Genomic DNA, 24,986 nt, shown 5'->3' on the forward strand with positions numbered 1-24,986 from the left:
TTGTCCTATCAAAACATTTTTTCCATCGAAAAAATGCCGTCTCGGTCCGCGACACAAAACGTCAGATTGCCGGGAATTGCAAGCCGTGCGCGCCTCGAACGAAGCAACGAGCCGTTCATGTGACACCGCCGAACGGCATTGCCAGGCCGACGGCGGCCGCGCGCGATACACCGAGTATTAACCAGGCTAAGGCACTCTCGGTTAACCAAGGTTTGGTGCCTTCCGTTTTCCTGTTTTTTGTAGCGGACATAAAAATGAACATAAGTTTCAACTCGGCGGCCACCGCCGCTTTGGCGATTTTGCGCCATAATGACAGCACCCATGCCAAGATGCAGAATGTCATCACCTCCGGCATGCGGATATCGGAGGCAGCCGATAATGCCGCCTATTGGTCGATCGCCACCGACATGCGCAACACCACCAAGGCGACGAGCACCGTGATCGACGCGCTGGAGTTGGGTGCTGCCCTCGTCGATGTCTCCTATCAGGGGATGGAGGACCTCATCTCCATCACCTCCGAGATCAAGACCAAGATCATGGCGATGAAAGAGCCGGGCGTCGATCGCTACAAGGTCAGCTCGGAGATCTACGAGCTGGAAAAACAGTTTCTTTCGACCGCCCAGTCCTCGTCGTTCAACGGCCGCAACCTGCTGGTGCCGGGCGAGTTGCACTATACGGAAAAAAGCTATGTCGACGGCAATGGCAAGACGCTCAACTACATCGAGATGAGCCCTCCCGATGCCAATGTCGCCTTCGGCGGCATCGTGGCCAGCTACACGAAGGGCAAAGTCGGCATCATCAACATCTATGGCGACAGCAATCTCAATGTCTTCGGCCCGGCCACCTACAAGAATGACGATGGCAGCACCGCGGCGCAGAACGGACTGGTCGATACCCCACAGGCCGACGGCATGACCGGCGGCGTGGCTCATCAAGACCCCGGCAAGGGAACGGCCTGGCTGCCGGCCTTCAACGGACGCACCCAGATCGGCTTTGCCAACGGCGCCCAGACCGACGACATGTACAGCGCCTCGCATATGGGCGAAGTGCCCGCCGAACTGGTGGGCTACGCGACCGATCTTCTCCTGAAACGCTATGACGATATCCACAAAACGCTGACCGACCGGGGAGCGACGCTTGGCTCGCTCAGCATGCGCATCGAGATGCAGACGGACTTCAACCGCACGCTGACGGCAACGATTCAGAAGGGTGTCGGCCGGCTGGTGGATGCCGACATGAACGATGCCTCCACCAAGCTCAAAGCCGTGCAGGCCCAGGTCCAGCTGGCCGTTCAGGCGCTCAACATCGCCAACAATGCGCCGTCGCTGCTGATGCAGCTGTTCCGCTAGAAAACAGGGCCGGCGTTAGACCAAAACCGTCTCAAGCTCGGTAATGTCGTTGAGGCAGTGATCGGATGCCGCCACCAGCGATTGCGGCGAGCCGGTGCCGGTCAATACGGCTACTGTCAGGCCGGCGCCGGCATTGCGGCCCATGTGCAGGTCGTGGTTGTTGTCGCCGACGACGGCGACCTGGTGGGGCTGAAGCCCGGTCGCGGCGCAGAAACCATGCACCATGCCGGGCTGCGGCTTGGTGCCGAAACCACTGTCATAGCCGGCGACATAGTCAAGATAACCATCGAAACCAAAGCGCTTGGCGGTTTCGCGGATCGAGCGTTCGTTATCGCTCGAAGCGACGCCGAGGCGGTAGCCCTTGGCATGCAGGCCGGAAAAGAACGCAGCAAGGTCGGTTACCGGCACCGCATATTCAGCCGAATTGGAAAACAGCCCGTCGAGTTTCACCGTCAGGGCCTCGACCGTATAGGGCGCGCCCGCCGCGACCATGCCGGTGGCGATTTCGACGGTGTTGCCCGCTGCCAGCAGGCTGTCGGGCAGCACATGGCCGGTATCGGGATCCATGCCACCGGCGGTAAGCAGGCGCCTTGCCAGTGCCGCGTCGCCATTGGCAGCGATGCTGGCGACTTCATAATTCACCGGAACCCAGCTCTTCACATAATCGAGCAGCGTTCCGTCCTTGTCGAAGAGGATGCCGGAAATGGTCCTGTCGGCCGTCATCAATACCCCACCGGAAAAAAATCAGTTATCGCCGCGTGGCTGCAGCCGTGCCTTTACCGTCAGCGGGTTGATATAGGGCTCGAGGCCCCTAATCGTCGCCGACAATGCTCCGCGCATTTCATGCACGGTTTCAAGCCCGGCATCGATCATCTTGCGACGAACCTCGTCGTTGACGAGCAGATAATTCACGCCCTTGGCCAGCATCTCGACATCGCGGATGATCTTGGCGCTGCCGTTCTTGGCGAGCATCTGGTAGGTGTCGCGGAAATTCTGGACATTGCCGCCCGACAGGATGGCGCAGCCGAGCATGGCCGGCTCCAACGGGTTCTGTCCGCCTTCGGCAAACAGCGAGCGGCCGACAAAGGCCACCTCTGTCAAACGCAGGTAAAGCCCCATCTCGCCGATCGTATCGCCGAGGAAGATATCGGTTTCTGCGGTGATCGGGTCATTGCGGGTGCGCCTTGCGACCGTCAGCCCCTTGGAGGTCAGCATCGTCTCGATCGCATCGCAACGCTCGGGATGGCGCGGCACGATGATGGTCAGGAGGCCGGTGCGCTCCTTCAGCGCCCGATGAACGATACCGGCGGCATTCTCCTCGCCCTCGAAGGTCGAGATGGCAGCCCAGGTCTTGCGATCGCGGATTTGCTGGTGGTAATGCTTCAGCGCATGACTGTCGTGCGGTGGCGCATCCGTGTCGACCTTGAGATTGCCGGACACCATCACCGGCAGTGCACCAAGGGTGCGAAACCGGTCGGCGTCTGCCTCGGATTGAGCAATGACCAGCGCCAGGTTTTCAAACAGCGCGTCGGCAAGCCAGAGACGCTTCTTCCAGCGGCCGAACGTACGGTCCGACAGGCGGCCGTTGACCAGCACTTGCGGAATATGGCGCCGCCCCAGTTCCATCATCGTCATCGGCCAAATCTCCGATTCCGCGATGATTGCCAGATCCGGTTCCCAATAATCGAGGAAACGGCTGACGGCAGGTTTGAAATCGAGCGGCACATACTGATGGATGACGCGCGAGCCAAGCCGGTCGGCGACAATGCGTGCCGATGTCTTCGTGCCGGTGGTCAACACCACCGAGATACCGCGGCGGGAGACCTCATTGATCAGCGGGATGATGGCAGTCGTTTCGCCGACGCTGGCGGCATGAAACCAGACCAGCGGTCCGTGCGGACGCGGGGCACTGGCATGGCCGTAACGCTCCTGACGGCGGGCGCTGTCCTCCTTGCCCTTGGCGGCGCGGGCGGCAAGATAGCCCCAGACCAGCGGATAGACCGCCGTGCCGATCCAGCGATAGCTGGACAGAGCCAGCCGGGCGAGCATGTGGGTCATGCGGACAAAACTCCCGTGCACCGGCCAGCCGCAAGGCCCGGCTGTCCGAAACGCCCTGGCATCAAGCCTGTTCCGGATCCAGGAGCCGGTGCATGTGGACGATGAAATAGCGCATATGCGCATTGTCGACGGTCAGCTGAGCCTTGGACTTCCAGGCCGTCAGCGCGCTGTCATAGTCAGGGAAAATGCCGACGACATCGAGTTTTTCGAGATCACGGAACTGAACACCGGTCAGCGTTGTCAATTCACCGCCGAACACCAGATGCAGCCGCTGTTTTACTTCCGAATTCTGAGCCATCAGACCTTCCAATTTTCTTGCCGTATTTTGCTCGTGGTTTGCGGCATTCAGCCGGAAAGGTCAATGGCCCTCCAGCCCTTGCGATGCGGCAATCAACGCTGGTAATGCAGGCTTTGCAGCCGCGCACAGGACGGTATGGCGAACATTGGGGCGATTGTAGGAAAGCGGCTGCGCGTCAAGGCTGAAAAGTGCGCCGCCTGCCCGCTCCAGGATCAGATCGGCCGCCGCCAAGTCCCAATCATGCGAGTTTTTCTTGACGATCGTGCCGTCGATGCGGCCATCGGCGATCATCGCGATCCGGTAGGCCAGCGACGGCACATGCGGAATCCGCGACACGCTCGCCCGGTAGCCGGGTTCCAGAAGTCCGACCGTTTCCTCGGCAAGCGCGATCCGCAAAACCTCCGCACCGATTGCCTTGACCGTGATCGGCGCGCCGTTCTTCAGCGCTTCACCCGTTACGGTCGCCTGAAACAGCTCACCAAGCGCCGGAGCAAAGAGCACACCGGCGACCGGACGGCCGCGATGCACGACGGCGACGCTGACGCACCAGACATCCTTGCCGGCGATAAAGGCGCGGGTTCCGTCGATAGGATCGACGACGAAAACGGTATCGCAGCCAAGCCGAGCCTCATCGTCGTCAGTTTCCTCCGACAACCAGCCATAGTTCGGCCGGGCCGCCAGAAGTTTTTCCTTGAGGATATCGTTGGCGGCAAAATCCGCTTCGCTGACCGGCGAACGGCCGCCGTTTTTCCACTGGACGTCCGGATCCTTGCGGAAATAGGACAGCGCTTTTTCCCCTGCAGCCTTCGCCGCCATCGTGATCAGGTCCAGATCGCCGGACCATTGCTCCGGCGATGGGCGAACGGCATTCATGTCAAACTTCCGTTTCCCGCGGCATCGGCCGCGTTAAAGATATTTGGTCGGGCGCTTATCTGCCCGCGAGCGTCATGCCTTCGATGGCGAGCGTCGGGGCAGCGACGCCGAACTTGCGGTCGATATCGTCGGCCAGCGTAATGGCAAAGAACATCTGCTTGAGATTGGACGCAATGGTGACTTCCGAGACCGGGAAGGTCAATTCGCCATTCTCGATCCAGAAGCCGGAAGCGCCTCGGCTGTATTCGCCGGTCAGCATGTTAACGCCCTGGCCGATCAATTCGGTGACGTAAAAACCCGTTCCGACGCTGCGGATCAGCTCTTCGCGCGAGACGTCGCCGGGTTCCAGCGCAAAATTGGTCGCCGACGGTGATACCGCCGTGCCGCCACGCGCGCCGCGTCCGTTGGTTTCCAAACCCAGTTCCCGGCCGGTCGAAGTGGACAGGAACCACTGCTGCAGCACGCCATCCTCGATCATCGACAGTTTCTGTCCGGTGACCCCTTCGCCGTCGAACGGGCGCGAAGAAGAGCCGCGTACCACCAGCGGATCATCGGTAACGGTGATACCGGCCTTCATCACCGGCTTTCCCATCATGTCGCGCAGGAACGAGGTCTTGCGGGCAACCGAGGCACCATTGATCGCACCGGCAATATGCCCGGCAAAACCGCGCGACATGCGCGGATCGAAGATAACCGTGACATTCTTCTGCGTCGGCACCTGGCGTGGACCGATACGGGCAACCGCCTTTTCGCCGGCGGTGCGGCCGATCTCGGCTGCGGATTTCAGGTCGGCGAAATAGAGGCGGCTGTCGAAGTCATAGTCGCGCTCCATCTTGGTGCCGTCGCCGGCAATGGCGCTGACCGAGCGGCCGAAGCGGGTGCCCATATAGGCGCCGGAAAATCCGTGCGACGTGACCAGGACCATGCCGCCCATGCCGGCAGAGGCGCCGGCCCCGCTCGAGTTGGTGACGCCGTTGACGGCAAGTGCGGCCTCTTCGGCTTCAAGGGCAGCCGCCGTCAGGGTTTCCGTCGAGACTTCCGCCGGATCGTACAGCTCGAGATCCGGATAGGAGCGTGCCAGGCGCTCGCTGTCGGCAAGCGTTGCATAGGGGTCTTCGGGAGAGGCCTTGGCCATCGCCACCGCGCGCTCGGCCAGGACCTTTAGATCAAAGCCCGGATTGGCCGAAACGCTGGCGACACGGCGGCCGACGAAAACCCTCAGCGAGAAATCATCGCTTTCCGATGCGTCGGTGCCTTCGACCTTGCCGAGACGCACGGAGACGGAGCGGGAGCGGCCCCGGACCACCACCGCATCGGCCTGATCGGCACCCGCTTTCAGCGCCAAATCGATGAGCGCGGCCGCCCTTGTCTGCAGAACACCGGAATCGATAATATCGGACATGATTTAGCCTTTCATTCCCGCTCCATTTATTGTGCAGTAGGACCGGCATCAAGGGCATATCCTGATTCTTGATCGCCGCCCCCGACCAAATGCCGAATTTAGGGCAAACTCCTGCCCAGCCAGACACGCCAGAGCCGCAATATGCGGCTGCGCGCCAGGGAAAAACACGTATGTCGACGACACCCGCCCTCACCTCACAGGCCCTGCTCTTGCTCGGTGGCGCCGTCGTGGCAGCGCCGATCTTCAAGAAGCTCGGGCTCGGCACCGTTCTCGGCTATCTGGCAGCCGGCATCATCATCGGCCCGCTGCTGCACCAGATCAGCGATGGCGAGCAGATCCTCGGCTTTGCCGAACTCGGCATCGTGTTCCTGCTCTTCATCATCGGACTGGAGCTGAAGCCGTCGCGGCTATGGCAGATGCGGCGCGACATTTTTGGGCTTGGCACCGCGCAGGTGCTTGTGACCGGCACCGCGATCTCGGCGATCGTTTTCTGGGGCGGCCTGCTCGACTGGAGCGGCAGCGTCATCACCGGTTTCGGACTGGCGCTATCTTCAACGGCGTTTGCGCTGCAGATCCTCGACGAGAACGGCGACACCAACACGCGTTATGGCCAGCGCGCCTTTTCGGTCCTTTTGCTGCAGGACCTGGCGATCGTGCCGCTTCTGGCGCTGATCCCGCTGCTCGCCCTGCAGGCACCGGAAGATACGACGCCGCCGCTGCAGGATTTTGCCGTTGCCATAGGTGCGATCCTGATCATGGTCATCGCCGGCCGCTATCTGCTCAATCCGCTGTTCCAGGTCATTGCCCGCACCGGTGCGCGCGAAGTCATGATCGCGGCAGCGCTGCTGATCGTGCTGGGCGCCGCAACGCTCATGCAGCTCGCCGGACTTTCCATGGCGATGGGGGCCTTCCTGGCCGGCGTGCTTCTGGCGGAGTCATCCTATCGCCATGAGCTGGAAGCCGATATCGAGCCTTTCCGTGGGCTGCTGCTCGCCTTGTTCTTCATGGCGGTCGGGCTGTCGCTGGATCTGCATGTCATCGTTGAGAACTCTGTGCTGATCCTGATCGCCGTGCCCTTGCTGATGCTGGTCAAGGCCGTGGTCATCTACACGCTTTGCCGTGTTACCGGTTCGCCGCACAATGACGCCGTACGAATCGGCCTGCTCCTGCCGCAGGGGGGTGAGTTCGGTTTCGTGCTGTTTACCGCTGCCGCCACCGCCGGCGTATTTTCCGACAGCTGGGCCTCCCTGCTGATCGTCGTGGTGACCTTGTCGATGGCGCTGACGCCTGCGGCTTCGGCCCTGGCCGGCCTTCTGATGCAAGAGCAGGACGAGGCGACGGAGGAGATGGAGGAGGATTTCGATGGTGCCGGCGCCGATGTGCTGATGATCGGGTTTTCCCGTTTCGGCCAGATCGCCTCGCAGATCCTTCTGGCCGGCGGCCGCGAGGTGACGATCATCGACCATTCCGCCGCCCGTGTGCGCCAAGCGGCGACCTTCGGGTTCCGCATCTATTTCGGCGATGGAACACGGCTGGACGTGCTGCGCGCCGCCGGCATCGAGCGCGCCAAGATCGTCGCCATCTGCACGCAGAAGCAGGAGATCACCGACCGGATCGTCGACATGGTACAGGCGGAATATCCGAATGCCCGGATTTACGCCCGCGCCTATGACCGGCTGCACACCCTGTCATTGCGCGCCCGTGGCGTCGATTACGAGCTGCGCGAGACGTTCGAATCCGGTCTGGTGTTCGGCCGCAAGACGCTGGAAGGGCTGGGGATCGCCGACAACGAGGCCGAGGAAATCATGAACGACATCCGCCGCCGCGACGAGGCCCGGCTGGTGGTACAGGAAGCGGAAGGCATCAGCGCCGGCCGCGACATGCTGCATTTCGAACCGGTGAAGCCGGAGCCGCTGATCAAGCCGAGGCGCGAGACGGCGCCGGCGCTCGCTGCCGACGACGATATCCTGCCGGAATCCCCACCGGTGAAACCGAAGCCGGCCCCCGATGTTCTGGCCGGAGCCGATTGATCCGTCCTAGCCCCGGATTCTGGCGTTGAAGGCGGTATCGAGTGCGGCCTTCAGCTGATCCTTGACCGCGGCAGTGGCGGTCAGCACTTCCTGGGCTTTGAGAAAATCCATCACCCGGAAGCGGCTGACATCCGGGCGCAGGAGGATTTCCGGCGGTTGTGCCTTCATTTTCATCGCGATGATCGACTGCATCATCAACTGGCTGGCGCCGAACAGGCTGTCGATCCGGCTCGGCATGGTTTCGCCGTCGCCATCCGGTCCGCCGACCACATCGACGGCGATGACGATATCGGCCAGCCCCGTCAGATGATCGAACGGGACCGGATTGTAGATGCCGCCGTCGATCATCACACGGCCATCGATGCGAACCGGCATGAAGACGGCCGGAAGGGCTGCCGAGGCGGCCAGCGCCTGATGCAGGTCGCCGTCCTCACAAACGCGCTCGGTCTGTCCATAATAGTCCGTCGTCATCACCTTCAACGGAATATGCAGAGCGGCGAAATCATTCGGAATGGCCTCCGGGAGGAAGGCAGGCAGGATGCGTTCGATATTGAATTGTCCGACCCGAAAACCGCCGGTCACGGCTTTGGCGAAACTCGCCGGGCGCAGGCTCCAGAGCCGGTTGACGATCTCCTTGCGCCGGCCGACGGTTGCCAGCGTGTGTTCGCGGATATCGGTACCGCTCATCCCCGCCGCCATGCCCGCCCCCATGATCGCGCCGATGGACGAGCCGGCGATGGCGACCGGGCGAATGCCGAGTTCGTTCAGCGTTTCGATCACATGGATATGAGCAAGCCCGCGCGCGCCGCCGCCGCCGAGTGCAAGGGCGACGGTCGGGCCGGCTGATGTCTGCGATGTGTCGAGGCCTTGCGTCATGCTCAGCGTCTTTCCGGTATCACGCGGTGCGGTAACGGTAGAAATGCATCTTGGTTTCGCCGAACAGGCGGTCGTCGATGAAGTCGAATCCATCCTGCAGCACGGGATGCACATCCGCCCTCTCTTCAAGAACCGCAAGCGCGCCCGGCACCAGCCAGCCGCCATTGGCGGCCGAAGCAAGCGCCTTCTCCCCAAGACCCTTGGCATAGGGCGGGTCGGCAAAAAGGAAATGGAAAGGCTCGACGGTGCCGGCGGGACCGAGATCGGTGGCATCGCGGCGGAAGACGCGCGCCCGGCCGGTCAGGCCGAACGCTTCGATATTGGTGCGCAACAGGCCCCTGCCCTCCGTGCCCATTTCCACGAACAAAGCCTGACTACAGCCGCGCGACAGGGCTTCAAGCCCGACCGCGCCGGTGCCGGCGAACAGATCCAGCACGCGGCCCTCGAGCGCTTCCGGATAGGAATGGCTGAGGATATTGAACAGGCTCTCGCGCGTCCGGTCCGTGGTCGGCCGGATGTCATTGGAATTGGGCGTTGCGAGCCCGCGCCCGCGAAACTCGCCACCGACGATCCGCACTGGCGCTTAGTTCCCGCGGCCGCGTGGCTTGCCACCACCGGCTGGGCGGCCACCCGAAGGTTTGCCACCACCCGTGCTTGGCTTGCGAGGACCGCCGGTTTTCGCGCCGAACGGTTTTGCGCCGCCCGGCTTGCCGCCGAAGGATTTTCCGCCAGCTGGCCGGTCGCCCGAGGGCTTGCCGCCAAATGGACGGTCACCGTCACGGCGTGGCGGGCGATCCCCCTGTGGACGGTCGCCCTGCGGACGATCTCCACGCGGCGGACGATCGCCGAAATCACGCGGCTTGCGATCGCCATCCTCACGCGAGAACGACTTTTCGCCAAACGGCTTGCGGGGACGATCGCCTTGCGGGCGGTCACCGGCAGGCCGGTCGCTTCTCGGACGGTCGGAGAACGAGCCGGCGCCTTCGGCACGCGGCTTGCGATCGCCGAACGGCTTGTCGCCATCGCGGCGTGGCGGGCGGTCACCTTGGGGACGGGCACCCTGTGGACGATCACCACGTGGGGCGCGGTCACCGAAGCTGCGGGCACCACGATCGTCGCCACCCGAACGCTTGCGGTCGCCACCACGGCCTTCGTCGCGGCTCGGCTCTTCCGTTGCGCGGATCCAGTCGTTGTCATCTGCATCACGCGTGACGATCACGCGCGGGCCGCGATCGGGACGATCGTAGACGCTTGCCTTCTTGCGGTCCGGATCGAACTTCCGGTTGGACTTGGTCGCCAGACCATCCCTGGACTTGCCGTAGCGCTTGACGTCCGGCGCGCCTTCCGGGCGCTCGCGGCGTACAGGCTTTTCCGCAACCTCGGCGCCTTGGGCGTCCTTCGGCTTTTTTTCGGCCAAGGGCCGGGCGCCCGGCGCCATCCAGACATTGGCCTTGCGGGCACGGAAACCCGGCTCGCGCTTGGGGCCGTCAAATTTCGCCTCGGGCGCATCGCGTCCGCCACGGTCATTGCGGTCAGCACGGCCGCCGCTGCGGTCGTCCCGCCGTGTCGTATCCAGCCGCGACAAAGCACGCTCGCGCTTGTCGCCGGCCTTTTCCTTGAACGCACCACGCTCGCGGGCTTCCGGCTTTCCGGCCGCCCATTCGTTCTTCTGCGGCTTTTCGTCCTCGGCGGCTGCAGCATCGAAGATCGGCGCATCGAAATTCGCCTTGGCATCCTCGATCAGGCGCGGGCCGAGCTGGTCGCGCAATGTGCGGCCGCGGATTTCCTGGGCCTGGCCTTCCGGCAGTTCGCCGAGCTGGAACGGGCCATAGGAAATGCGGATCAGCCGGTTCACGTCGAGACCGAGCGCGCCCATGACGTTCTTGATTTCGCGGTTCTTGCCTTCACGCAGGCCCATGGTGATCCAGACGTTGGAACCCTGAACCTTGTCGAGCGTCGCATCGATGGCGCCGTAGAGCACGCCGTCGACGGCGATGCCGTCCTTCAGCTTGTCCAGCGCTGCCTGGTCGATGGTACCGTGGGCGCGGACGCGGTAGCGGCGCAGCCAGCCGGTGGCCGGCAGTTCGAGCACGCGGGCGAGACCGCCATCGTTGGTCAAGAGCAGCAGGCCTTCGGTATTGATGTCGAGGCGGCCGATGGACAGCACGCGCGGCAGATCTTCCGGCAGGTTGTCGAAAACGGTGGCGCGGCCTTCCGGATCGGAATTGGTGGTCACCAGCCCGGACGGCTTGTGGTAGAGCCAGAGGCGCGTGCGCTCGATGCCGCGGATCGGCTGGCCGTCCACTTCGATGTGATCGGCAAGCGTCGCGTTGACGACGGGGCTGTCGAGCAGCTTGCCGTTGAGCGAAACGCGGCCTTCCATGATCATGCGCTCGATATCGCGGCGCGAGGCCACGCCGGCGCGCGCCATGATCTTGGAAATGCGCTGCGGCACGTCGGCGCCGACCGTTTCCGTCGCTGATGGACGCGGCTTGCGCGGCTTCTCGGCATCGGTGCTATCAACAGCCGAATGATCGGCAGCGGTGTTGCGCGCGCCGGTATAGGGCTTCTTGTCGGACCGTGCGGGTTTTCCGCCAGGCCGCTGGGGCTTGTCTTTGAATGTCATTTGTGTTGCCTGCCTTTTGGGCTGTCCTATCAGGTCACAGCCCTTGGGTTAAGAGAAATTATCACGGGTATCGACGATGGCTGAAACGAGCCGGTTTATGGATTTGGCCTTGGAACAAGCCAGGATGGCGGCTGCCCGCGGCGAAGTGCCTGTTGGTGCCGTCCTTGTTGTCAACGGCGAGATTATCGCCAGCGCCGGAAACCGCACGCGCGAGCGCAACGATGTGACCGCGCATGCCGAAATCGAAGTGATCCGCACGGCTGCAAGCGCCATCGGGGCAGAGCGGCTGAACGGCGCCGATCTCTACGTGACGTTGGAGCCCTGCACCATGTGTGCGGCGGCCATTTCGTTTGCCCGCCTGCGCCGGCTTTACTACGGCGCCGAAGACCCGAAAGGCGGCGGCGTCGATAACGGCGTCCGCTTTTTCAGCCAGCCGACCTGCCATCACGCACCCGACGTCTATTCCGGTCTTTCCGGTCAGAGCGCCGCAGACATCCTCAAGGAATTCTTTGCCGGAAGACGCTGAACGCCCGATCCGGAAATCTTACCCGGCGGCAAAGCTTTCGAGTGCCGCACCGGACAGACGGTAGCGTGTCCATTCCGACAAAGGCTCGGCGCCGATTGCCTCATAGGCCTTGATGGCCGGCTCGTTCCAGTCGAGCACGCTCCACTCGAAACGGCCGCATCCCTTCTCGACCGCGATCTGCGCCAGATAGCGCAGCATCGTTCGCCCGGCGCCCGACCCACGTTGATCCGGCGTAATATAGAGGTCTTCGAGATAAAGGCCGTTGCGCGCCAGCCAGGTGGAATAGCTGAAGAACCAGACGGCAAAGCCGACCGGCACGCCATCGCGCTCGCAGATGGCCGCATGCGAAACTGAATTTTCGCCGAACAGCGAAGAGGTCACCGATTGAACGGTCGCCTCGACCTCATGTCCGGCCTTTTCGTAGACGGCCAGTTCAGTGATGAAACGCAGGATGGTTTCTGCGTCCTTGGCGGTAGCTTGGCGAATCTCAAACATCGAACATCAGTAGATCTGATACCACTTCTTGCCGCTGCCCTTGATTGCAGCTTCCTTCTTGCGGCGGCGCTCCTTGACCTGCTCCGGCTCGCCCAAATCCGCCGTCGCCTCTTCCGGCAGCTTGCGGTATTCGAGCGGCGGGTCGCTGAGGAACCGGCGCTTGTCGGCATAGGCGCCCATCTGGATCTTGCGGGCGTCGCGATAGGCCTGCGTCTGCTCGGCCGTCGTCAGCTTGCGGCCATTGGCGCTGGATTTGGCCAGTGGCGAGACGTAGCTGGGATTATCGGCGTTGGCGTCGGCTTCTTCGCGCAGACGCTGGCGCGTGTCTTCCGGCGATTCGATCCACTGCGGATTGTCCTTGGTGGCCAAATTCTGCTGCGGCTGCACCAATTGCGCGGTTTCGCCTGAAGGCGGCAGCACCAGGCCGGGACGCGGCTGATACTTGACATTGTTGGGCTTGGTCGATCCGAGGCTTACGGAACTGCCGAGGTCGTCTATCAGATGCTCGCCGGCCGTCTTGTCCGTCCCGTAGGTCGGGCCACCGATGCAGCCGGTCAAGACGACGCTGCCCGCCACAACGGCAAACAGGCCAGCATACATTCGAAACTCTCGCGTCATTCCCATGAAAACCCTTCCAGCGGTGCCGGCACGATCGATACTTGAGCGGCATTGCTGCGCCCATGACGGATAAATCCGCCGATTTTCAGGCAGGTTTACCGGATGAGCGGCAATTACGCAATTCACCCGGTAAACTATCCCTTAAGAAGCGTAGCCGAGTTCGCGCAGCGCAGCGGCATCGCGGGCGGACACATTCGGGAACGCGGCATCGGAGCCGACATCGGCGGTGATACGCCAGGACCGGGCGCATTTGACGCCTTCGGCAAGCGCCGGCTCGACGCTGACGGAGGCAACATCGTCCAGCCGGAAGGCTTGCGCCGGGCCGGCATCGGCAACGATCGTCACACCGGACGTGATGCAGATTTCCGCCAGATCCTCGCCTTCGAGCGCTGCCAGAAGATCGGCATCGCCGACGTGGACGACAGGGGCTGCTTCAAGCGAGGAGCCGATCCGCTTGTCGCGGCGCTCGACTTCGAGCGCGCCGGTGACGACCTTGCGCACCGTGCGAATCTTCTTCCACTTTTCAGCCAGTGCCTCGTCGCGCCATTCAGCCGGCACCGCCGGGAACTGTTCCAGATGCACGGAGACGGCCGACGGATCACGCGACAGCCAGGCTTCTTCCGTGGTGAATGGCAGGACCGGGGCAAGCCAGGTGACGAGGCAATTAAACAGCTTGCGGATGACCACCAGGCTCGCACGGCGGCGCGGGCTCGACGGCGCATCGCAATAGAGCGCGTCCTTGCGGATGTCGAAATAGAATGCCGACAGCTCGATGTTGGAGAAGTCGATCAGTGCACGGGCGATCCGCTTGAAATCGAAGGCGTCGTAGCCTTCGCGCACCAGCTGGTCGAGTTCCGACAGGCGGTGCAGCATCAGGCGCTCGAGTTCCGGCATCTCGGCAAAGGCGATGTCTTCGCCGCCTTCCGGACCCTTGTCATGCGCCAAGGTGCCGAGCATCCAGCGGATGGTGTTGCGCAGCTTGCGATAGCTGTCGATATTGGTCTGGATGATCGCCTTGCCAAGCCGCTGGTCTTCCCAGTAATCGGTGGTGGCGACCCAGAGGCGCAGGATATCGGCGCCCGATTCCTTCATCACGTCCTGCGGCGCAACGACATTGCCCTTGGATTTCGACTGCTTCTCGCCCTTTTCGTCCATGGTGAACCCGTGGGTGACGACGGCGTTGTACGGCGCGCGGCCGCGCGTCGCGCAGCTTTCGAGCAGCGACGAATGAAACCAGCCGCGATGCTGGTCGGAGCCTTCGAGATAGACGTCGGCCGGCCATTTCAGGTCCGGGCGATCTTCCAGCGTGAAGGTGTGGGTGCAACCTGAATCGAACCAGACGTCGAGAATGTCCATGACCTGGATCCACTTGCCGTGGTCATGATCACTGCCGAGAAAGCGGTCCTTGGCGCCTTCGGCGAACCATGCGTCCGCGCCTTCGGCCTCGAAGGCTTCGATGATGCGGGCGTTCACGGCCTCATCGACCAGCACTTCACCCTCGACGTCGGCAAAGACGGCGATCGGCACACCCCAGGCGCGCTGGCGGGACAGCACCCAGTCCGGACGGTTCTCGATCATCGCACGCAGGCGGTTCTGGCCGGCGGCCGGCACGAAGCGGGTGTTGTCGATGGCGGACAGGGCGCGATTGCGCAGGGTGTCGGGCTTGGTGGAAGGCCGTTCCGGGTTGATCTCCCCCCCTGAGGGGGAGATGTCGGCCCGGCCGACAGAGGGGGGTGTCACCGGCACAGAATTCGCGGGGGCTTTACCCCCCTCTGTCACCTTCGGTGACATCTCCCCCTCAAGGGGGGAGATCAACCCGGCGCCCAGATCCTTGTCCATGTAGACGAACCATTGCGGCGTGTTGCGGAAGATGATCGGCTTCTTCGAGCGCCAAGAATGTGGATAGCTGTGCTTCAGGCGGCCGCGGGCGAACAGGTTCTTCGCCTCGATCAGCGCCTTGATGACCAGCTCGTTGGCATTGCCCTTCTTGCCGTTGTCATCCATGACGCGACCTGCACCGCCGTCGCGATCCGGGCCAAAGCCGGGCGCATCGGCCGTGTAGAAACCGGCATCATCGACGGTGAACGGGATCTTCGACGAGATGCCGCGTGCTTCCAGAGCCCGGGCGTGATCCATCCAGACGACAAAGTCGTCCGCGCCGTGGCTGGGGGCGGTGTGGACGAAACCGGTGCCCGCGTCATCGGTGACGTGATCGCCGTTCAGAAGCGGAACCTTGAAGTCGTAGCCAAGGGAGGCGAGCGGGTGGGCGCAGGTGATCCCGCCCAGTTCTTCCGGCGTCACGTCGCAAACCAGCTTGAGCGTCACTTTCGCCTTGGCAGCGCAATCGTCGGCAAGGCGTTTTGCGAAGATAAGCTTTTCGCCCGGCTGCGGACCAAAGTCGTTTTCGGCGCTTTCGACCTCGAACAGGCTGTAAGGATAACGCGACGAATAGGCGATTGCGCGATTGCCCGGGATGGTCCAGGGGGTCGTGGTCCAGATCACGACGAAGGCGTGCTTGAGGCTTTCAGGCCCTTCCAGTACCGGGAACTTCACCCAGATCGCATCGCTCTCGATATCGGCATATTCAACCTCGGCTTCCGCCAATGCCGTGCGCTCGACGACCGACCACATGATTGGCTTGGAGCCGCGATAGAGCTGGCCGGACTTGGCGATCTTCAACAGTTCGCCAGCGATGCGGGCTTCGGAGTGGAAGGCCATCGTGGTGTAGGGATTGTCGAAGTCGCCCTCGATGCCCAGGCGCTTGAACTCGGCCGACTGGATCTTGATCCAGTTGGCTGCGAAGTCACGGCATTCCTGGCGGAATTCGTTAACCGGAACCTCGTCCTTGTTCTTGCCCTTGGCGCGATAGGCTTCCTCGATCTTCCATTCGATCGGCAGGCCGTGGCAATCCCAGCCCGGAACATAGTTTGCATCAAAGCCCCGCATCTGGAACGAGCGGGTGATGATGTCTTTCAGGATCTTGTTCAGCGCGTGGCCGATATGGATATTGCCATTGGCATAGGGCGGGCCGTCATGCAGGACGAATTTTTCGCGGCCGGCGGCAGACGCGCGCAACTGCTTGTAGAGGCCCATCTCTTGCCAGCGGGCAACCGTTTCCGGCTCCTTCTGCGGCAGGCCGGCGCGCATCGGAAATTCGGTTTCCGGCAGATAGAGGGTTTTGGAATAATCAAGCTTTTCAACGGTATCGGTCATGGTTTCAGCAATCATATCTGGGCGCGTGTCGCCGCGCATGCGAACGGGATATCATAAGGGAAACGGTGGCGCTCGTGCCGAACGCCGAAAACCCGGACCTTCCGGCGGCTATCAAAGCGCTGGGAAGGCCGGGCCAATAATTCGCTGATCACGTATCAATCGACGATATCGGGTCATGGTGGCCGGTTGTTTAAGCGGTTTTTGCGCGAAAAGGAAGATGACAACGGCAAAGTTTCAGCAGAGCGCTCCGATTTCCTCTTCTCCCCAGCGGGGAGAAGTGCCGAACGAAGTGAGGCGATGAGGGGGCGCTTCGGCGAAGCCGGAGCAAGACAGAAGGGGCCTTCGGCCCCCTCATCCGGCCCCTACGGGCCACCTTCTCCCCGCTGGGGAGAAGAGGGAACGCAGCAGAAAAGCCCCATCAATCCTTCGGATTTGCCACCATCACGGCGCGGAGCGCGTCGTTGATGCGGTCCTGCCAGCCGGGGCCGTCGTCCTGGAAATAGTGGAGCACGGCGCTGTCGAGCTTGATCGACACGAGTTCCCTGGTTTCCGGCAAAGCACGCTTCTCGACGGCGGGTGCTGCGACCTTCTTGACCGGCTTGAACAAAGCTTCGGCGGCATCCATGGCGCTGACGGGCCGGCGGGGCGTGGTGGCCATTGGGATCATCCTTTTAGGAGTTTGCATCCAGACCGAATGCGATTTTGCTGTCGATCATACTGAGCGCCTTGACGCCGGAGAGCAAGGCGCGGGCTTCGGCGTCGTCTTGCTTCATCTGCACCACCAGCGGATCGAGGCCGTCGAATTTCAGCTCGTCGCGCAAGTGGCCGAAGAACGAGACGGAACAGACTTCGCCGTAGAGATCGCCGGAAAAATCGAAGACGAAGGTTTCGAGCAGGGCGATGCCGTTGCTATCGACCGTCGGGCGCTTGCCGAAGCTGGCAACGCCATCATGGATGCTGCCGTCGGCGCGGCGGAAGCGGACGGCGTAAATGCCGTTCCTCAGTTCGACTTCCGGCGGAAGCTGCATGTTGGCGGTGGGATAGCCGAGTGTGCGGCCAAGCTTCTTGCCGTCAATGACTTCCGATTCCACGGTGTAGCGATAGCCCAGCAATCCGGCCGCCTGCGCGACATCCCCCTCGCCCAGCAACGCGCGAATATGGCTGGAGGAGATCACCGCAGCATTTTCATCGCGAAAAGCATCGACCAGCGTCACGCCAAAGCCGTTTTCGCCACCGGCGGCCATCAGGAAAGCGGGGCCGCCTTCCCTGCCCTTGCCGAAATGGAAATCGAACCCGGTGACCACATGGCTGGCATGCAGCCAGTCCATCAGGATGGAGCGGATGAAATCGGATGCGGACAGCTCGGAGAAAGTCCGGTCGAACGGATATTCGATGACGGCGGAAAATCCCATTCCTTCGAGGATGCGCGCCTTCAGTGGTGCCGGCGTCAGGCGGAACACCGGCCTGTCCGGGCGGAAGACGCTGCGCGGGTGCGGCTCGAAGGTCAAAACCAGGGCTGGAACGCCGCGCACTTGTGCCTCTTCCAGAGCCCTGTCGAGCACCGACTGATGGCCGCGATGCACGCCATCGAAATTGCCGATGGCGATGACCCCGCCGCGCAGCGCTTCTGGAAGGGGTTCGCGGGTCTCGTTGCGATGAAAAACCGTCATGTCCGTTAGCCAGTCATCTCTTCGTGCAGGTCAATCACGCCAAATCCGTTACGCCAGTCTCGGCATCCACCATTTCGGCGTGGCACCCTCGTTTTTCAGGAATGCCGTCAGCTTGGTCTCATCGGTCTTTTCGGCAACCATGTATTCGGCCGCATGAATGCCTGCGCTGATATAGAGTACGTCGAGGCCGAAATCCTGCGCGCCCTTGACGTCCGTCGGCATGCCGTCGCCGACCGCGATCACCCGCGACAGGTCGAGCCCGCCGCGCACGGCCTTGGCTTCCGACAGGGACGCGCGATAGATCGGCACATGCGGCTTGCCGGAAATCCGGGTTTCGCCGCCCAATTCCGCATAGACCTTGGCGATGGCACCGGCGCAGGGAATGAGCTTGTGGCCGCGCTCGACCACCAGATCCGGATTGGCGCAGATGAACGGCACCTTGCGCTTGGCAAGGCTTGAGAGCGTGGCGCGATAGTCGTCGGCAGTTTCCGTTTCGTCATCGAAAAAGCCAGCGCAGACGACGATTTCGGCTTCCTCGGAGGAGACCATGCCGACGTCGAGGCCTTCGAGCAGCGGCAGATCCTTTTCCGCGCCGATGAAATAGACCTTCTTCGGACCGGCCGAGATCAGCGCGCGGGTGACGTCGCCAGATGTTACGATCCGATCGTAAGCTGTGTCCGGCACGCCGAGGCCGCGGATCTGGACGATGACGCCGGGATGCGGGCGCGGCGAATTGGTGATCAGAACGACGGTCAGGCCTTTGGCGCGCGCTTGCGTCAGTGCCTCGCAGGCGCCCTTGAACGCTTCGACGCCATTGTGCAGCACGCCCCAGACATCGCAGAGCACGACGTCATAGCGGCTGGCAATGTCGCGAAAACTGTTGATCCGAACGGCCATGCTGGCTTCCCGCAGAAAAGAAATGGTCGGGCTGACATCGCAGGCAGGCGTTAAAAACACAAGTCTCCATCGGGAAAATGGCGGCTGAATTCCAAGGTTTCCGGCGTGCAAAGCGATGGAACCGCTAAAATCCGCGGATCAGCCAACCGGCAACCGCGCAGATGGCGAGCGTCGCCACGACACCACGCTTGAAGAAAAACAAGAGCGCGGCTGCCAGAAGGGCCAAACCAAATGCCGGTAACTGGAAGGTCTGCCAGACGGGAAGAGGCATGGACATCGGCCCTGCCGCAAAGCGATCCACACTGGAAAAGAGAACGTGCAGGCTAAACCAGACGGCCAGATTGAGGATAACGCCGGTGATAGCCGCCGAGATCGCCGCAAGCGCGCCCGACAGCGCCCTGTTGTTGCGCAGGGCCTCGACATAAGGGGCGCCCAGAAAGATCCAGAGGAAACATGGGATAAAGGTCACCCACGCCGCGAGCGTCGCCCCGAGCAAGCCGGACACAAGCGGATCGAGCCCCAGCGGCGCGCGGAAGGCCGCCATGAAGCCGACGAAGGACAGCACCAGCACCAAAGGCCCCGGCGTCGTTTCGGCCAGCGCCAAACCATCCAGCATTTCGCCGGGTTTCAGCCAATGATAGGCCTCGACCGCCTGCTGTGCGACATAGGCCAGAACGGCATAGGCGCCACCGAAGGTTACGACCGCCATCTTCGAGAAGAACAGACCGATGGCGGTGTAGACGGTGGCGAAACCGAGCATGATGCCAATGATGATGAAGGGCGCGATCCAGAGGACCAGCCAGGTGGCGAGAACCTGAAACGTGCGGCTCCAGCTTGAAGCGCTGTCGGGAAAAAAACTGCTGTCGATGACCGAAGGCCTGTCGGCAAGTGCCTGTTTTGCCGCCGCTGCCACGGCTTTTTCGCCCGTTGCCGGCTGCAGGCGCGTGGCGACGTATCCGGCAACGCCGGCCGCCAGCACGACGAGCGGAAACGGCAGATCAAAAAAGAACAGGGCTGCGAAGGCGAGCGCCGCGACGATGAGGGCAAACCGGGTTTTCAACGCCCGGCGGCCAACGCGAATGACGGCCTCGATGACGATCGCCAGCACCGCCGCCTTCAGCCCGAAGAACAGACCGGTCAGCCAATCCGTTTGCTGAAACAGCGCATAGGCGCAGGACAGGCCGAGAATGACGAAAAAGCCGGGCAGGATAAACAGCAGCCCGGCGGCGATGCCACCGCGGGTGCCGTGCAACAGCCAGCCGATATAGGTGGCAAGCTGCTGCGCTTCGGGACCCGGCAACAGCATGCAGAAATTCAGCGCATGCAGGAACCGGCTCTCGGAAATCCAGCGGCGCTGCTCCACCAGTTCCTTGTGCATCAGCGCGATCTGCCCCGCCGGGCCGCCAAAACCCAACACACCGATCCTTGCCCAGACTTTTGCAGCCTCCGCCAAGGAGGGATGGACGGGTGTCACATTGAGGTCGTGTTGTTGGGGCAAGAGCATGCCGGTCAGATAACCATGATCGATGAAATATTTTCGACAGGCCGTTCTTGACTCATCTCGCGGCCACCCCTATCTCCAGGCCGCTAGCACTCAAGCAATAGGAGTGCTAACATCCATCCATCGGATCGCGAAGACGATCCGTGAAGTCATTTGATCGAGGGATTAGACAATGACAAGCACCAATTTCCGCCCGCTGCATGACCGCGTCGTCGTGCGCCGTATCGAGGCCGAAGCCAAGACCAAGGGTGGCATCATCATTCCGGACACCGCCAAGGAAAAGCCGCAGGAAGGCGAAATCGTCGCTGTCGGCACCGGCACCCGTGACGACAAGGGCGCTCTCATCGCGCTCGACGTTAAGGCTGGCGATCGCATCCTGTTCGGCAAGTGGTCGGGCACCGAAGTCAAGCTCAACGGCGAAGACCTTCTGATCATGAAGGAAGCCGACATCATGGGCGTTATCGGCTGATCCAGCCGGTTTCCACCTTTCCACTTTCCATAAAACCAATTGGGCACCAGCCCGGGAGTTTTTAACATGGCAGCCAAAGAAATTAAGTTCGGCCGTACCGCGCGCGAAAAGATGCTGCGCGGCGTCGACATCCTCGCAGACGCAGTGAAGGTTACGCTCGGTCCGAAGGGCCGCAACGTCATCATCGACAAGTCCTTCGGCGCACCGCGCATCACCAAGGATGGCGTTTCCGTCGCCAAGGAAATCGAACTGGAAGACAAGTTCGAAAACATGGGCGCCCAGATGGTCCGCGAAGTTGCTTCGAAGACCAACGACATCGCCGGTGACGGTACCACGACTGCAACCGTTCTCGCCCAGGCCATCGTTCGCGAAGGCGGCAAGGCCGTTGCTGCCGGCATGAACCCGATGGACCTGAAGCGCGGCATCGACCTCGCAGTCGCAGCCATCGTCAAGGACCTCGTTGCCAAGGCAAAGAAGATCAACACTTCGGAAGAAGTGGCCCAGGTCGGCACGATCTCCGCCAACGGCGAAAAGGAAATCGGCCAGTACATCGCTGAAGCGATGCAGAAGGTCGGCAATGAAGGCGTCATCACGGTTGAAGAAGCCAAGACCGCCGAAACCGAACTCGAAGTCGTCGAAGGCATGCAGTTCGACCGCGGCTATCTCAGCCCTTACTTCGTAACCAACCCTGAAAAGATGGTTGCCGAGCTGGAAGACGCTTACATCCTTCTCCATGAGAAGAAGCTCTCCAACCTGCAGGCCATGCTTCCGGTTCTGGAAGCCGTCGTTCAGACCGGCAAGCCGCTGCTGATCATCTCGGAAGACGTCGAAGGCGAAGCGCTTGCTACGCTCGTGGTCAACAAGCTGCGTGGCGGCCTGAAGATCGCTGCCGTCAAGGCTCCTGGCTTCGGCGATCGCCGCAAGGCCATGCTCGAAGACATCGCGATCCTGACCGGTGGTCAGGTTATCTCCGAAGACATCGGCATCAAGCTGGAAAACGTCACGCTCGAAATGCTCGGCCGTGCGAAGAAGGTTTCGATCTCCAAGGAAAACACCACCATCGTTGATGGCGCTGGCAAGAAGGCCGAAATCGAAGGCCGCGTTGCTCAGATCAAGGGCCAGATCGAAGAAACCACATCCGATTACGACCGCGAAAAGCTGCAGGAACGTCTTGCCAAGCTCGCTGGCGGCGTTGCAGTCATCCGCGTTGGCGGTGCGACTGAAATCGAAGTGAAGGAAAAGAAGGACCGTATCGACGACGCGCTGAACGCAACGCGTGCTGCCGTTCAGGAAGGTATCGTTCCTGGTGGTGGTACGGCTCTGCTGCGTGCTTCGATCGTTCTCGATCTCAAGGGCGCAAACGACGATCAGACCGCTGGTATCTCGATCATCCGCAAGGCACTTCAGTCGCTGGTTCGCCAGATTGCTGAAAACGCAGGCGACGAAGGTTCGATCATCGTCGGCAAGATCCTCGAAAGCAACACCGACAACTTCGGCTACAACGCCCAGACCGGCGAATTCGGCGACATGATCGCCATGGGTATCGTCGATCCGGTCAAGGTTGTCCGTACGGCCCTGCAGAACGCAGCTTCGGTTGCTTCGCTGCTGATCACCACGGAAGCCATGATTGCCGAACTGCCGAAGAAGGATTCGGCTGGCGGCGGCATGCCTGACATGGGTGGCATGGGCGGCATGGGCGGCATGATGTAATAAGGCGTTTGCCTTATTACGAATGACGACCATACGGGTTTCCGGATTGGGAAGGGGCAGGCCGCGAGGTCTGCCCTTTTTCGTTTCCCCTCGACGATCTCCATGAAAAGCTCTCAGGCTTATTGCCGAGCTCTGCGGATCATGCTCTGATTGTACTTCGGCCAAATCGCTGCAATCGGGAATATTTATCTCGGATCACAAAATATTTCTCGAACACCATTGAAGCGCGAGAAAAAGCAATTATAACAGCGCTCCAAGTGAACCACAGATTCACAGGGATCAAGAACTCGGACGAATTGACAATAAGATAGTTCAACTTTTCCGTATTAACCGTTTGCCCAACATCCTTTTGATTCCAGATCACAAAGCCTATAGATTTTCCTCGCATACAATTTGTTTCGTCTTGCCGACGCACGTGCCCAAGACTAGAAAATTGAGCTTTCTATTTTTTTACAGCGAACCACGCCTCGCCATATATTTGCCGCGTCGCCCGATCCTGTTGAGAAGTAGAAATTGTTTCTTGTGAACACTTACGGGAACAGACGAATGAATTTTGGATTTTGTGACCATACCGGGGTCCGCCTTGTTTAAGATTGCAAGAACAGGCCTAGCACAGCCAGCGAGCGCTGATTCCTTTGCCCATGGCGAAAGCGGGCTGGAGATGCTCGGTCAATTCTGCTTTTCCGAAGGCTGGTCGGGCGACCTGTCGAACGGCCTGTTTCGTCTTGGCGAAAGTGCGGCTGCCATGCATGGCCTCAATCAGGCCGAATGCGGCTTGCTCAATCTGGTCCGCTGCTATGACACCACCGACCGCAATCACGTGCTGGCTCTTTTCGAGCAGGCAGCAACGACGTCCTCGTCCTTCTGCTTTTCGACGACGATCATCCTGCCGTCCGGTCAGAAACAGCCGGTTTTCTGCATCGGCGAATCGACGGGGCTGGAACAACGCTATTCAGGCTCGATTACCGGCGTGTTCTTCTTTCCGCGCTTCCAGCTGGAGGCACGCAGGCACGCCTTCGCCCACCATCAATAGAAGCAGGCGGTAGGCGGGCGCTTGGCCGCTACGGCAGAAGCGTCTTCAAATCGGTCTGCGGGTCCTCGAGCAGAGCCCGGTCCGGCGTCAGGCCGAGATCCAGCAGCTTTTTGCCGGTGACATAGGCCTTGGCATCGTTGAGCGCATCGACGGCGACCAGCTTGCCGGCCGTGAAATACCAGACCGAAATACTGCCTTCGCGCTGTCCCTTGCGCACCACCGTCTCGTCGTGACCGTGGCCAAAGCCGGCGATCTGCAGCTTGACGTCATATTGATCCGACCAGAACCAGGGTTTGGGCTCATAGGGCGCTTCGCCGCCAGCCAGCAGCGCTGCCACGGCCTCGGCTTGGTCAACGGCATTCTGTACCGATTCCAGCCGGATGCGGATGTCCTTCCAGGGCAGCACCGCGCAGTCGCCCATTGCATGGATGGCCGGATCCGACGTGCGGCCGAAACCATCGACGACAATGCCGTTGGCAACGTCCAGACCGGCGGCATGCGCCAGGGCGTCATTGGCCGTCACGCCGATACCGACGATCACCAGACCGACCGGGATGGTCGAACCGTCGGTCAACTCCGCAGAGGTCACCCGGCCATCGGTGCCGATCAGCCGGACAAGGCCGGTGCCCTCGCGGATATCGACGCCGCGTGATGTATGAATGTCCTTGACGAGGTAGGAGGTCGCAACTGAGGCGACGCGCTGCAGGATGCGGTCGGCCATTTCGATGACGGTCACGTCAAGCCCGCTTGAGCGCGCCACGGCTGCGGCTTCCAGGCCGATATAGCCGCCACCGACGATCAGCGCGTGTTTGCCGGGCTTCATCTCCTCGGCAAGACGGTCGGCATCGGTGAAATCGCGCACCACGAAGACGCCGTCGAGATCGCCGCCGGCACTGGCCGGCAATTTGCGCGGGGTCGAGCCGGTGGCGAGCGCCAGCACGTCATACTCCAGCGTCGAGCCGTCGCTGAGCGTGACTGTCTTTGACGATCGGTCGATCGCCGTCACCGACGTGGAAAGGCGGATATCGATAGCGTGCTCGGCGTACCAGCTTTCCGGCCGGTAGAGCAGCCGGTCGAGATCCATTTCGCGCAGCAGGTATTTCTTCGACAGCGGCGGCCGTTGATAGGGGTGGCTGGCTTCCGCTGCGACGATCGTGATCGGACGCTCGTCCTTCAAGGCCCGCAATTTGGCCACCAACGCAAAAGCGGCCTGCCCGCCGCCCACAACAACAAGTCTGCCTGTCACGTTTGCTCACCCGTCGAGAATGCTTCTTTTCCCCAGACGTAGCCTGTCCGCCCGAGCGCCGTCAACTCGGGCGGACGATGTGCATGCTGGGCGGCG

22 protein-coding genes are annotated in these 24,986 nt (G+C 61.7%); 6 read left to right on the forward strand and 16 right to left on the reverse strand.

Going from position 1 to position 24,986, the window contains the following annotated elements; genetic code table 11:
- Nucleotides 1–254: 254 nt before the first annotated feature.
- Complete coding sequence (locus ACP7BS_RS06370) at nt 255–1,349, forward strand: flagellin (protein WP_426237022.1); 1,095 nt, start codon at nt 255–257, stop codon at nt 1,347–1,349.
- 15 nt (nt 1,350–1,364) lie between these two features.
- On the opposite strand, the gene ACP7BS_RS06375 is transcribed toward ACP7BS_RS06370, so the two are convergent.
- The 5 genes from ACP7BS_RS06375 to ACP7BS_RS06395 form a co-directional block, all read right to left on the reverse strand.
- Complete coding sequence (locus ACP7BS_RS06375) at nt 1,365–2,072, reverse strand: HAD family hydrolase (RefSeq protein WP_426237024.1); 708 nt, start codon at nt 2,070–2,072, stop codon at nt 1,365–1,367.
- A gap of 21 nt (nt 2,073–2,093) precedes the next feature.
- Nucleotides 2,094–3,407, reverse strand: coding sequence for a lipid IV(A) 3-deoxy-D-manno-octulosonic acid transferase (gene waaA, locus ACP7BS_RS06380; RefSeq protein WP_426237026.1), 1,314 nt, complete (start codon nt 3,405–3,407; stop codon nt 2,094–2,096).
- A gap of 61 nt (nt 3,408–3,468) precedes the next feature.
- Nucleotides 3,469–3,705: a DUF4170 domain-containing protein gene (locus ACP7BS_RS06385; RefSeq protein WP_318412638.1), complete on the reverse strand. Its 237-nt coding sequence runs from the start codon at nt 3,703–3,705 to the stop codon at nt 3,469–3,471.
- Nucleotides 3,706–3,765: 60 nt separating this feature from the next.
- Complete coding sequence (locus ACP7BS_RS06390) at nt 3,766–4,578, reverse strand: 3'(2'),5'-bisphosphate nucleotidase CysQ (protein ID WP_426237028.1); 813 nt, start codon at nt 4,576–4,578, stop codon at nt 3,766–3,768.
- 55 nt (nt 4,579–4,633) lie between these two features.
- On the reverse strand, nt 4,634–5,980 hold the full coding sequence (locus tag ACP7BS_RS06395) for a TldD/PmbA family protein (RefSeq protein WP_426237030.1): 1,347 nt from the start codon (nt 5,978–5,980) through the stop codon (nt 4,634–4,636).
- Nucleotides 5,981–6,150: 170 nt separating this feature from the next.
- On the opposite strand from ACP7BS_RS06395, the gene ACP7BS_RS06400 reads away from it, so the two are divergent.
- On the forward strand, nt 6,151–8,010 hold the full coding sequence (locus tag ACP7BS_RS06400; RefSeq protein WP_426237031.1) for a monovalent cation:proton antiporter-2 (CPA2) family protein: 1,860 nt from the start codon (nt 6,151–6,153) through the stop codon (nt 8,008–8,010).
- A 6-nt stretch (nt 8,011–8,016) separates the two neighbouring features.
- On the opposite strand, the gene ACP7BS_RS06405 is transcribed toward ACP7BS_RS06400, so the two are convergent.
- From ACP7BS_RS06405 to ACP7BS_RS06415, 3 genes are read right to left on the reverse strand one after another with little or no spacing between them, the layout of a single operon-like run.
- The gene (locus tag ACP7BS_RS06405) at nt 8,017–8,886 is read right to left on the reverse strand and encodes a patatin-like phospholipase family protein (protein WP_426237032.1); all 870 of its coding nucleotides are present in this window, start codon (nt 8,884–8,886) and stop codon (nt 8,017–8,019) included.
- A 19-nt stretch (nt 8,887–8,905) separates the two neighbouring features.
- On the reverse strand, nt 8,906–9,463 hold the full coding sequence (gene rsmD / locus ACP7BS_RS06410) for a 16S rRNA (guanine(966)-N(2))-methyltransferase RsmD (protein ID WP_426237034.1): 558 nt from the start codon (nt 9,461–9,463) through the stop codon (nt 8,906–8,908).
- Nucleotides 9,464–9,469: 6 nt separating this feature from the next.
- A complete protein-coding gene (locus tag ACP7BS_RS06415) occupies nt 9,470–11,512 on the reverse strand; it encodes a pseudouridine synthase (RefSeq protein WP_426237036.1) in 2,043 nt (680 codons plus the stop codon).
- A 76-nt stretch (nt 11,513–11,588) separates the two neighbouring features.
- Here ACP7BS_RS06415 and ACP7BS_RS06420 point away from each other — a divergent pair, with 76 nt between their 5' ends.
- Nucleotides 11,589–12,038 carry a nucleoside deaminase gene (locus ACP7BS_RS06420; protein ID WP_426228944.1) on the forward strand — a complete coding sequence of 150 codons (450 nt, stop codon included), beginning with the start codon at nt 11,589–11,591 and terminating at the stop codon, nt 12,036–12,038.
- Between the two features lie 18 nt (nt 12,039–12,056).
- On the opposite strand, the gene ACP7BS_RS06425 is transcribed toward ACP7BS_RS06420, so the two are convergent.
- From ACP7BS_RS06425 to chrA, 7 genes are all read right to left on the reverse strand, one after another.
- Nucleotides 12,057–12,533, reverse strand: a complete 477-nt coding sequence (locus ACP7BS_RS06425) for a GNAT family N-acetyltransferase (protein WP_426237038.1) — start codon at nt 12,531–12,533, stop codon at nt 12,057–12,059.
- Between the two features lie 6 nt (nt 12,534–12,539).
- Nucleotides 12,540–13,157: a hypothetical protein gene (locus ACP7BS_RS06430; protein ID WP_426237040.1), complete on the reverse strand. Its 618-nt coding sequence runs from the start codon at nt 13,155–13,157 to the stop codon at nt 12,540–12,542.
- Between the two features lie 135 nt (nt 13,158–13,292).
- Nucleotides 13,293–16,364: an isoleucine--tRNA ligase gene (gene ileS, locus ACP7BS_RS06435; RefSeq protein ID WP_426237041.1), complete on the reverse strand. Its 3,072-nt coding sequence runs from the start codon at nt 16,362–16,364 to the stop codon at nt 13,293–13,295.
- Nucleotides 16,365–16,782: 418 nt separating this feature from the next.
- On the reverse strand, nt 16,783–17,022 hold the full coding sequence (locus ACP7BS_RS06440) for a BrnA antitoxin family protein (protein WP_426237043.1): 240 nt from the start codon (nt 17,020–17,022) through the stop codon (nt 16,783–16,785).
- A 13-nt stretch (nt 17,023–17,035) separates the two neighbouring features.
- The gene (locus tag ACP7BS_RS06445; RefSeq protein ID WP_426237044.1) at nt 17,036–18,034 is read right to left on the reverse strand and encodes a bifunctional riboflavin kinase/FAD synthetase; all 999 of its coding nucleotides are present in this window, start codon (nt 18,032–18,034) and stop codon (nt 17,036–17,038) included.
- 48 nt (nt 18,035–18,082) lie between these two features.
- On the reverse strand, nt 18,083–18,931 hold the full coding sequence (locus ACP7BS_RS06450; protein WP_426237046.1) for a TIGR01459 family HAD-type hydrolase: 849 nt from the start codon (nt 18,929–18,931) through the stop codon (nt 18,083–18,085).
- A 124-nt stretch (nt 18,932–19,055) separates the two neighbouring features.
- Nucleotides 19,056–20,429, reverse strand: a complete 1,374-nt coding sequence (gene chrA, locus ACP7BS_RS06455) for a chromate efflux transporter (RefSeq protein WP_426237048.1) — start codon at nt 20,427–20,429, stop codon at nt 19,056–19,058.
- A gap of 175 nt (nt 20,430–20,604) precedes the next feature.
- On the opposite strand from chrA, the gene groES reads away from it, so the two are divergent.
- From groES to ACP7BS_RS06470, 3 genes are all read left to right on the forward strand, one after another.
- On the forward strand, nt 20,605–20,901 hold the full coding sequence (gene groES / locus ACP7BS_RS06460) for a co-chaperone GroES (RefSeq protein WP_275789194.1): 297 nt from the start codon (nt 20,605–20,607) through the stop codon (nt 20,899–20,901).
- A gap of 66 nt (nt 20,902–20,967) precedes the next feature.
- Nucleotides 20,968–22,611 (forward strand): chaperonin GroEL, encoded by a 1,644-nt coding sequence (gene groL, locus ACP7BS_RS06465; RefSeq protein ID WP_113316572.1) that lies wholly within the window; start codon nt 20,968–20,970, stop codon nt 22,609–22,611.
- Between the two features lie 583 nt (nt 22,612–23,194).
- Complete coding sequence (locus ACP7BS_RS06470) at nt 23,195–23,644, forward strand: hypothetical protein (RefSeq protein WP_426228954.1); 450 nt, start codon at nt 23,195–23,197, stop codon at nt 23,642–23,644.
- Between the two features lie 28 nt (nt 23,645–23,672).
- Here ACP7BS_RS06470 and ACP7BS_RS06475 read toward each other — a convergent pair whose 3' ends face one another.
- Complete coding sequence (locus ACP7BS_RS06475) at nt 23,673–24,890, reverse strand: NAD(P)/FAD-dependent oxidoreductase (RefSeq protein WP_426237051.1); 1,218 nt, start codon at nt 24,888–24,890, stop codon at nt 23,673–23,675.
- Nucleotides 24,891–24,986: the final 96 nt, after the last annotated feature.

The organism is Pararhizobium sp. DWP1-1-3 (assembly GCF_049896125.1).
In the GTDB taxonomy this organism is placed as follows: Bacteria; Pseudomonadota; Alphaproteobacteria; order Rhizobiales; family Rhizobiaceae; genus Pararhizobium.

Bases quoted from the DNA above. Each gene is read 5' to 3' on its own strand.
- ACP7BS_RS06370 (WP_426237022.1), top strand. From the start codon at position 255: ATGAACATAAGTTTCAACTCGGCGGCCACCGCCGCTTTGGCGATTTTG.
- ACP7BS_RS06375 (WP_426237024.1), bottom strand. From the start codon at position 2,072: ATGACGGCCGACAGGACCATTTCCGGCATCCTCTTCGACAAGGACGGA.
- waaA (WP_426237026.1), bottom strand. From the start codon at position 3,407: ATGACCCACATGCTCGCCCGGCTGGCTCTGTCCAGCTATCGCTGGATC.
- ACP7BS_RS06385 (WP_318412638.1), bottom strand. From the start codon at position 3,705: ATGGCTCAGAATTCGGAAGTAAAACAGCGGCTGCATCTGGTGTTCGGC.
- ACP7BS_RS06390 (WP_426237028.1), bottom strand. From the start codon at position 4,578: ATGAATGCCGTTCGCCCATCGCCGGAGCAATGGTCCGGCGATCTGGAC.
- ACP7BS_RS06395 (WP_426237030.1), bottom strand. From the start codon at position 5,980: ATGTCCGATATTATCGATTCCGGTGTTCTGCAGACAAGGGCGGCCGCG.
- ACP7BS_RS06400 (WP_426237031.1), top strand. From the start codon at position 6,151: ATGTCGACGACACCCGCCCTCACCTCACAGGCCCTGCTCTTGCTCGGT.
- ACP7BS_RS06405 (WP_426237032.1), bottom strand. From the start codon at position 8,886: ATGACGCAAGGCCTCGACACATCGCAGACATCAGCCGGCCCGACCGTC.
- ACP7BS_RS06415 (WP_426237036.1), bottom strand. From the start codon at position 11,512: ATGACATTCAAAGACAAGCCCCAGCGGCCTGGCGGAAAACCCGCACGG.
- ACP7BS_RS06420 (WP_426228944.1), top strand. From the start codon at position 11,589: ATGGCTGAAACGAGCCGGTTTATGGATTTGGCCTTGGAACAAGCCAGG.
- ACP7BS_RS06425 (WP_426237038.1), bottom strand. From the start codon at position 12,533: ATGTTTGAGATTCGCCAAGCTACCGCCAAGGACGCAGAAACCATCCTG.
- ACP7BS_RS06430 (WP_426237040.1), bottom strand. From the start codon at position 13,157: ATGGGAATGACGCGAGAGTTTCGAATGTATGCTGGCCTGTTTGCCGTT.
- ileS (WP_426237041.1), bottom strand. From the start codon at position 16,364: ATGACCGATACCGTTGAAAAGCTTGATTATTCCAAAACCCTCTATCTG.
- ACP7BS_RS06440 (WP_426237043.1), bottom strand. From the start codon at position 17,022: ATGGCCACCACGCCCCGCCGGCCCGTCAGCGCCATGGATGCCGCCGAA.
- ACP7BS_RS06445 (WP_426237044.1), bottom strand. From the start codon at position 18,034: ATGACGGTTTTTCATCGCAACGAGACCCGCGAACCCCTTCCAGAAGCG.
- ACP7BS_RS06450 (WP_426237046.1), bottom strand. From the start codon at position 18,931: ATGGCCGTTCGGATCAACAGTTTTCGCGACATTGCCAGCCGCTATGAC.
- groES (WP_275789194.1), top strand. From the start codon at position 20,605: ATGACAAGCACCAATTTCCGCCCGCTGCATGACCGCGTCGTCGTGCGC.
- groL (WP_113316572.1), top strand. From the start codon at position 20,968: ATGGCAGCCAAAGAAATTAAGTTCGGCCGTACCGCGCGCGAAAAGATG.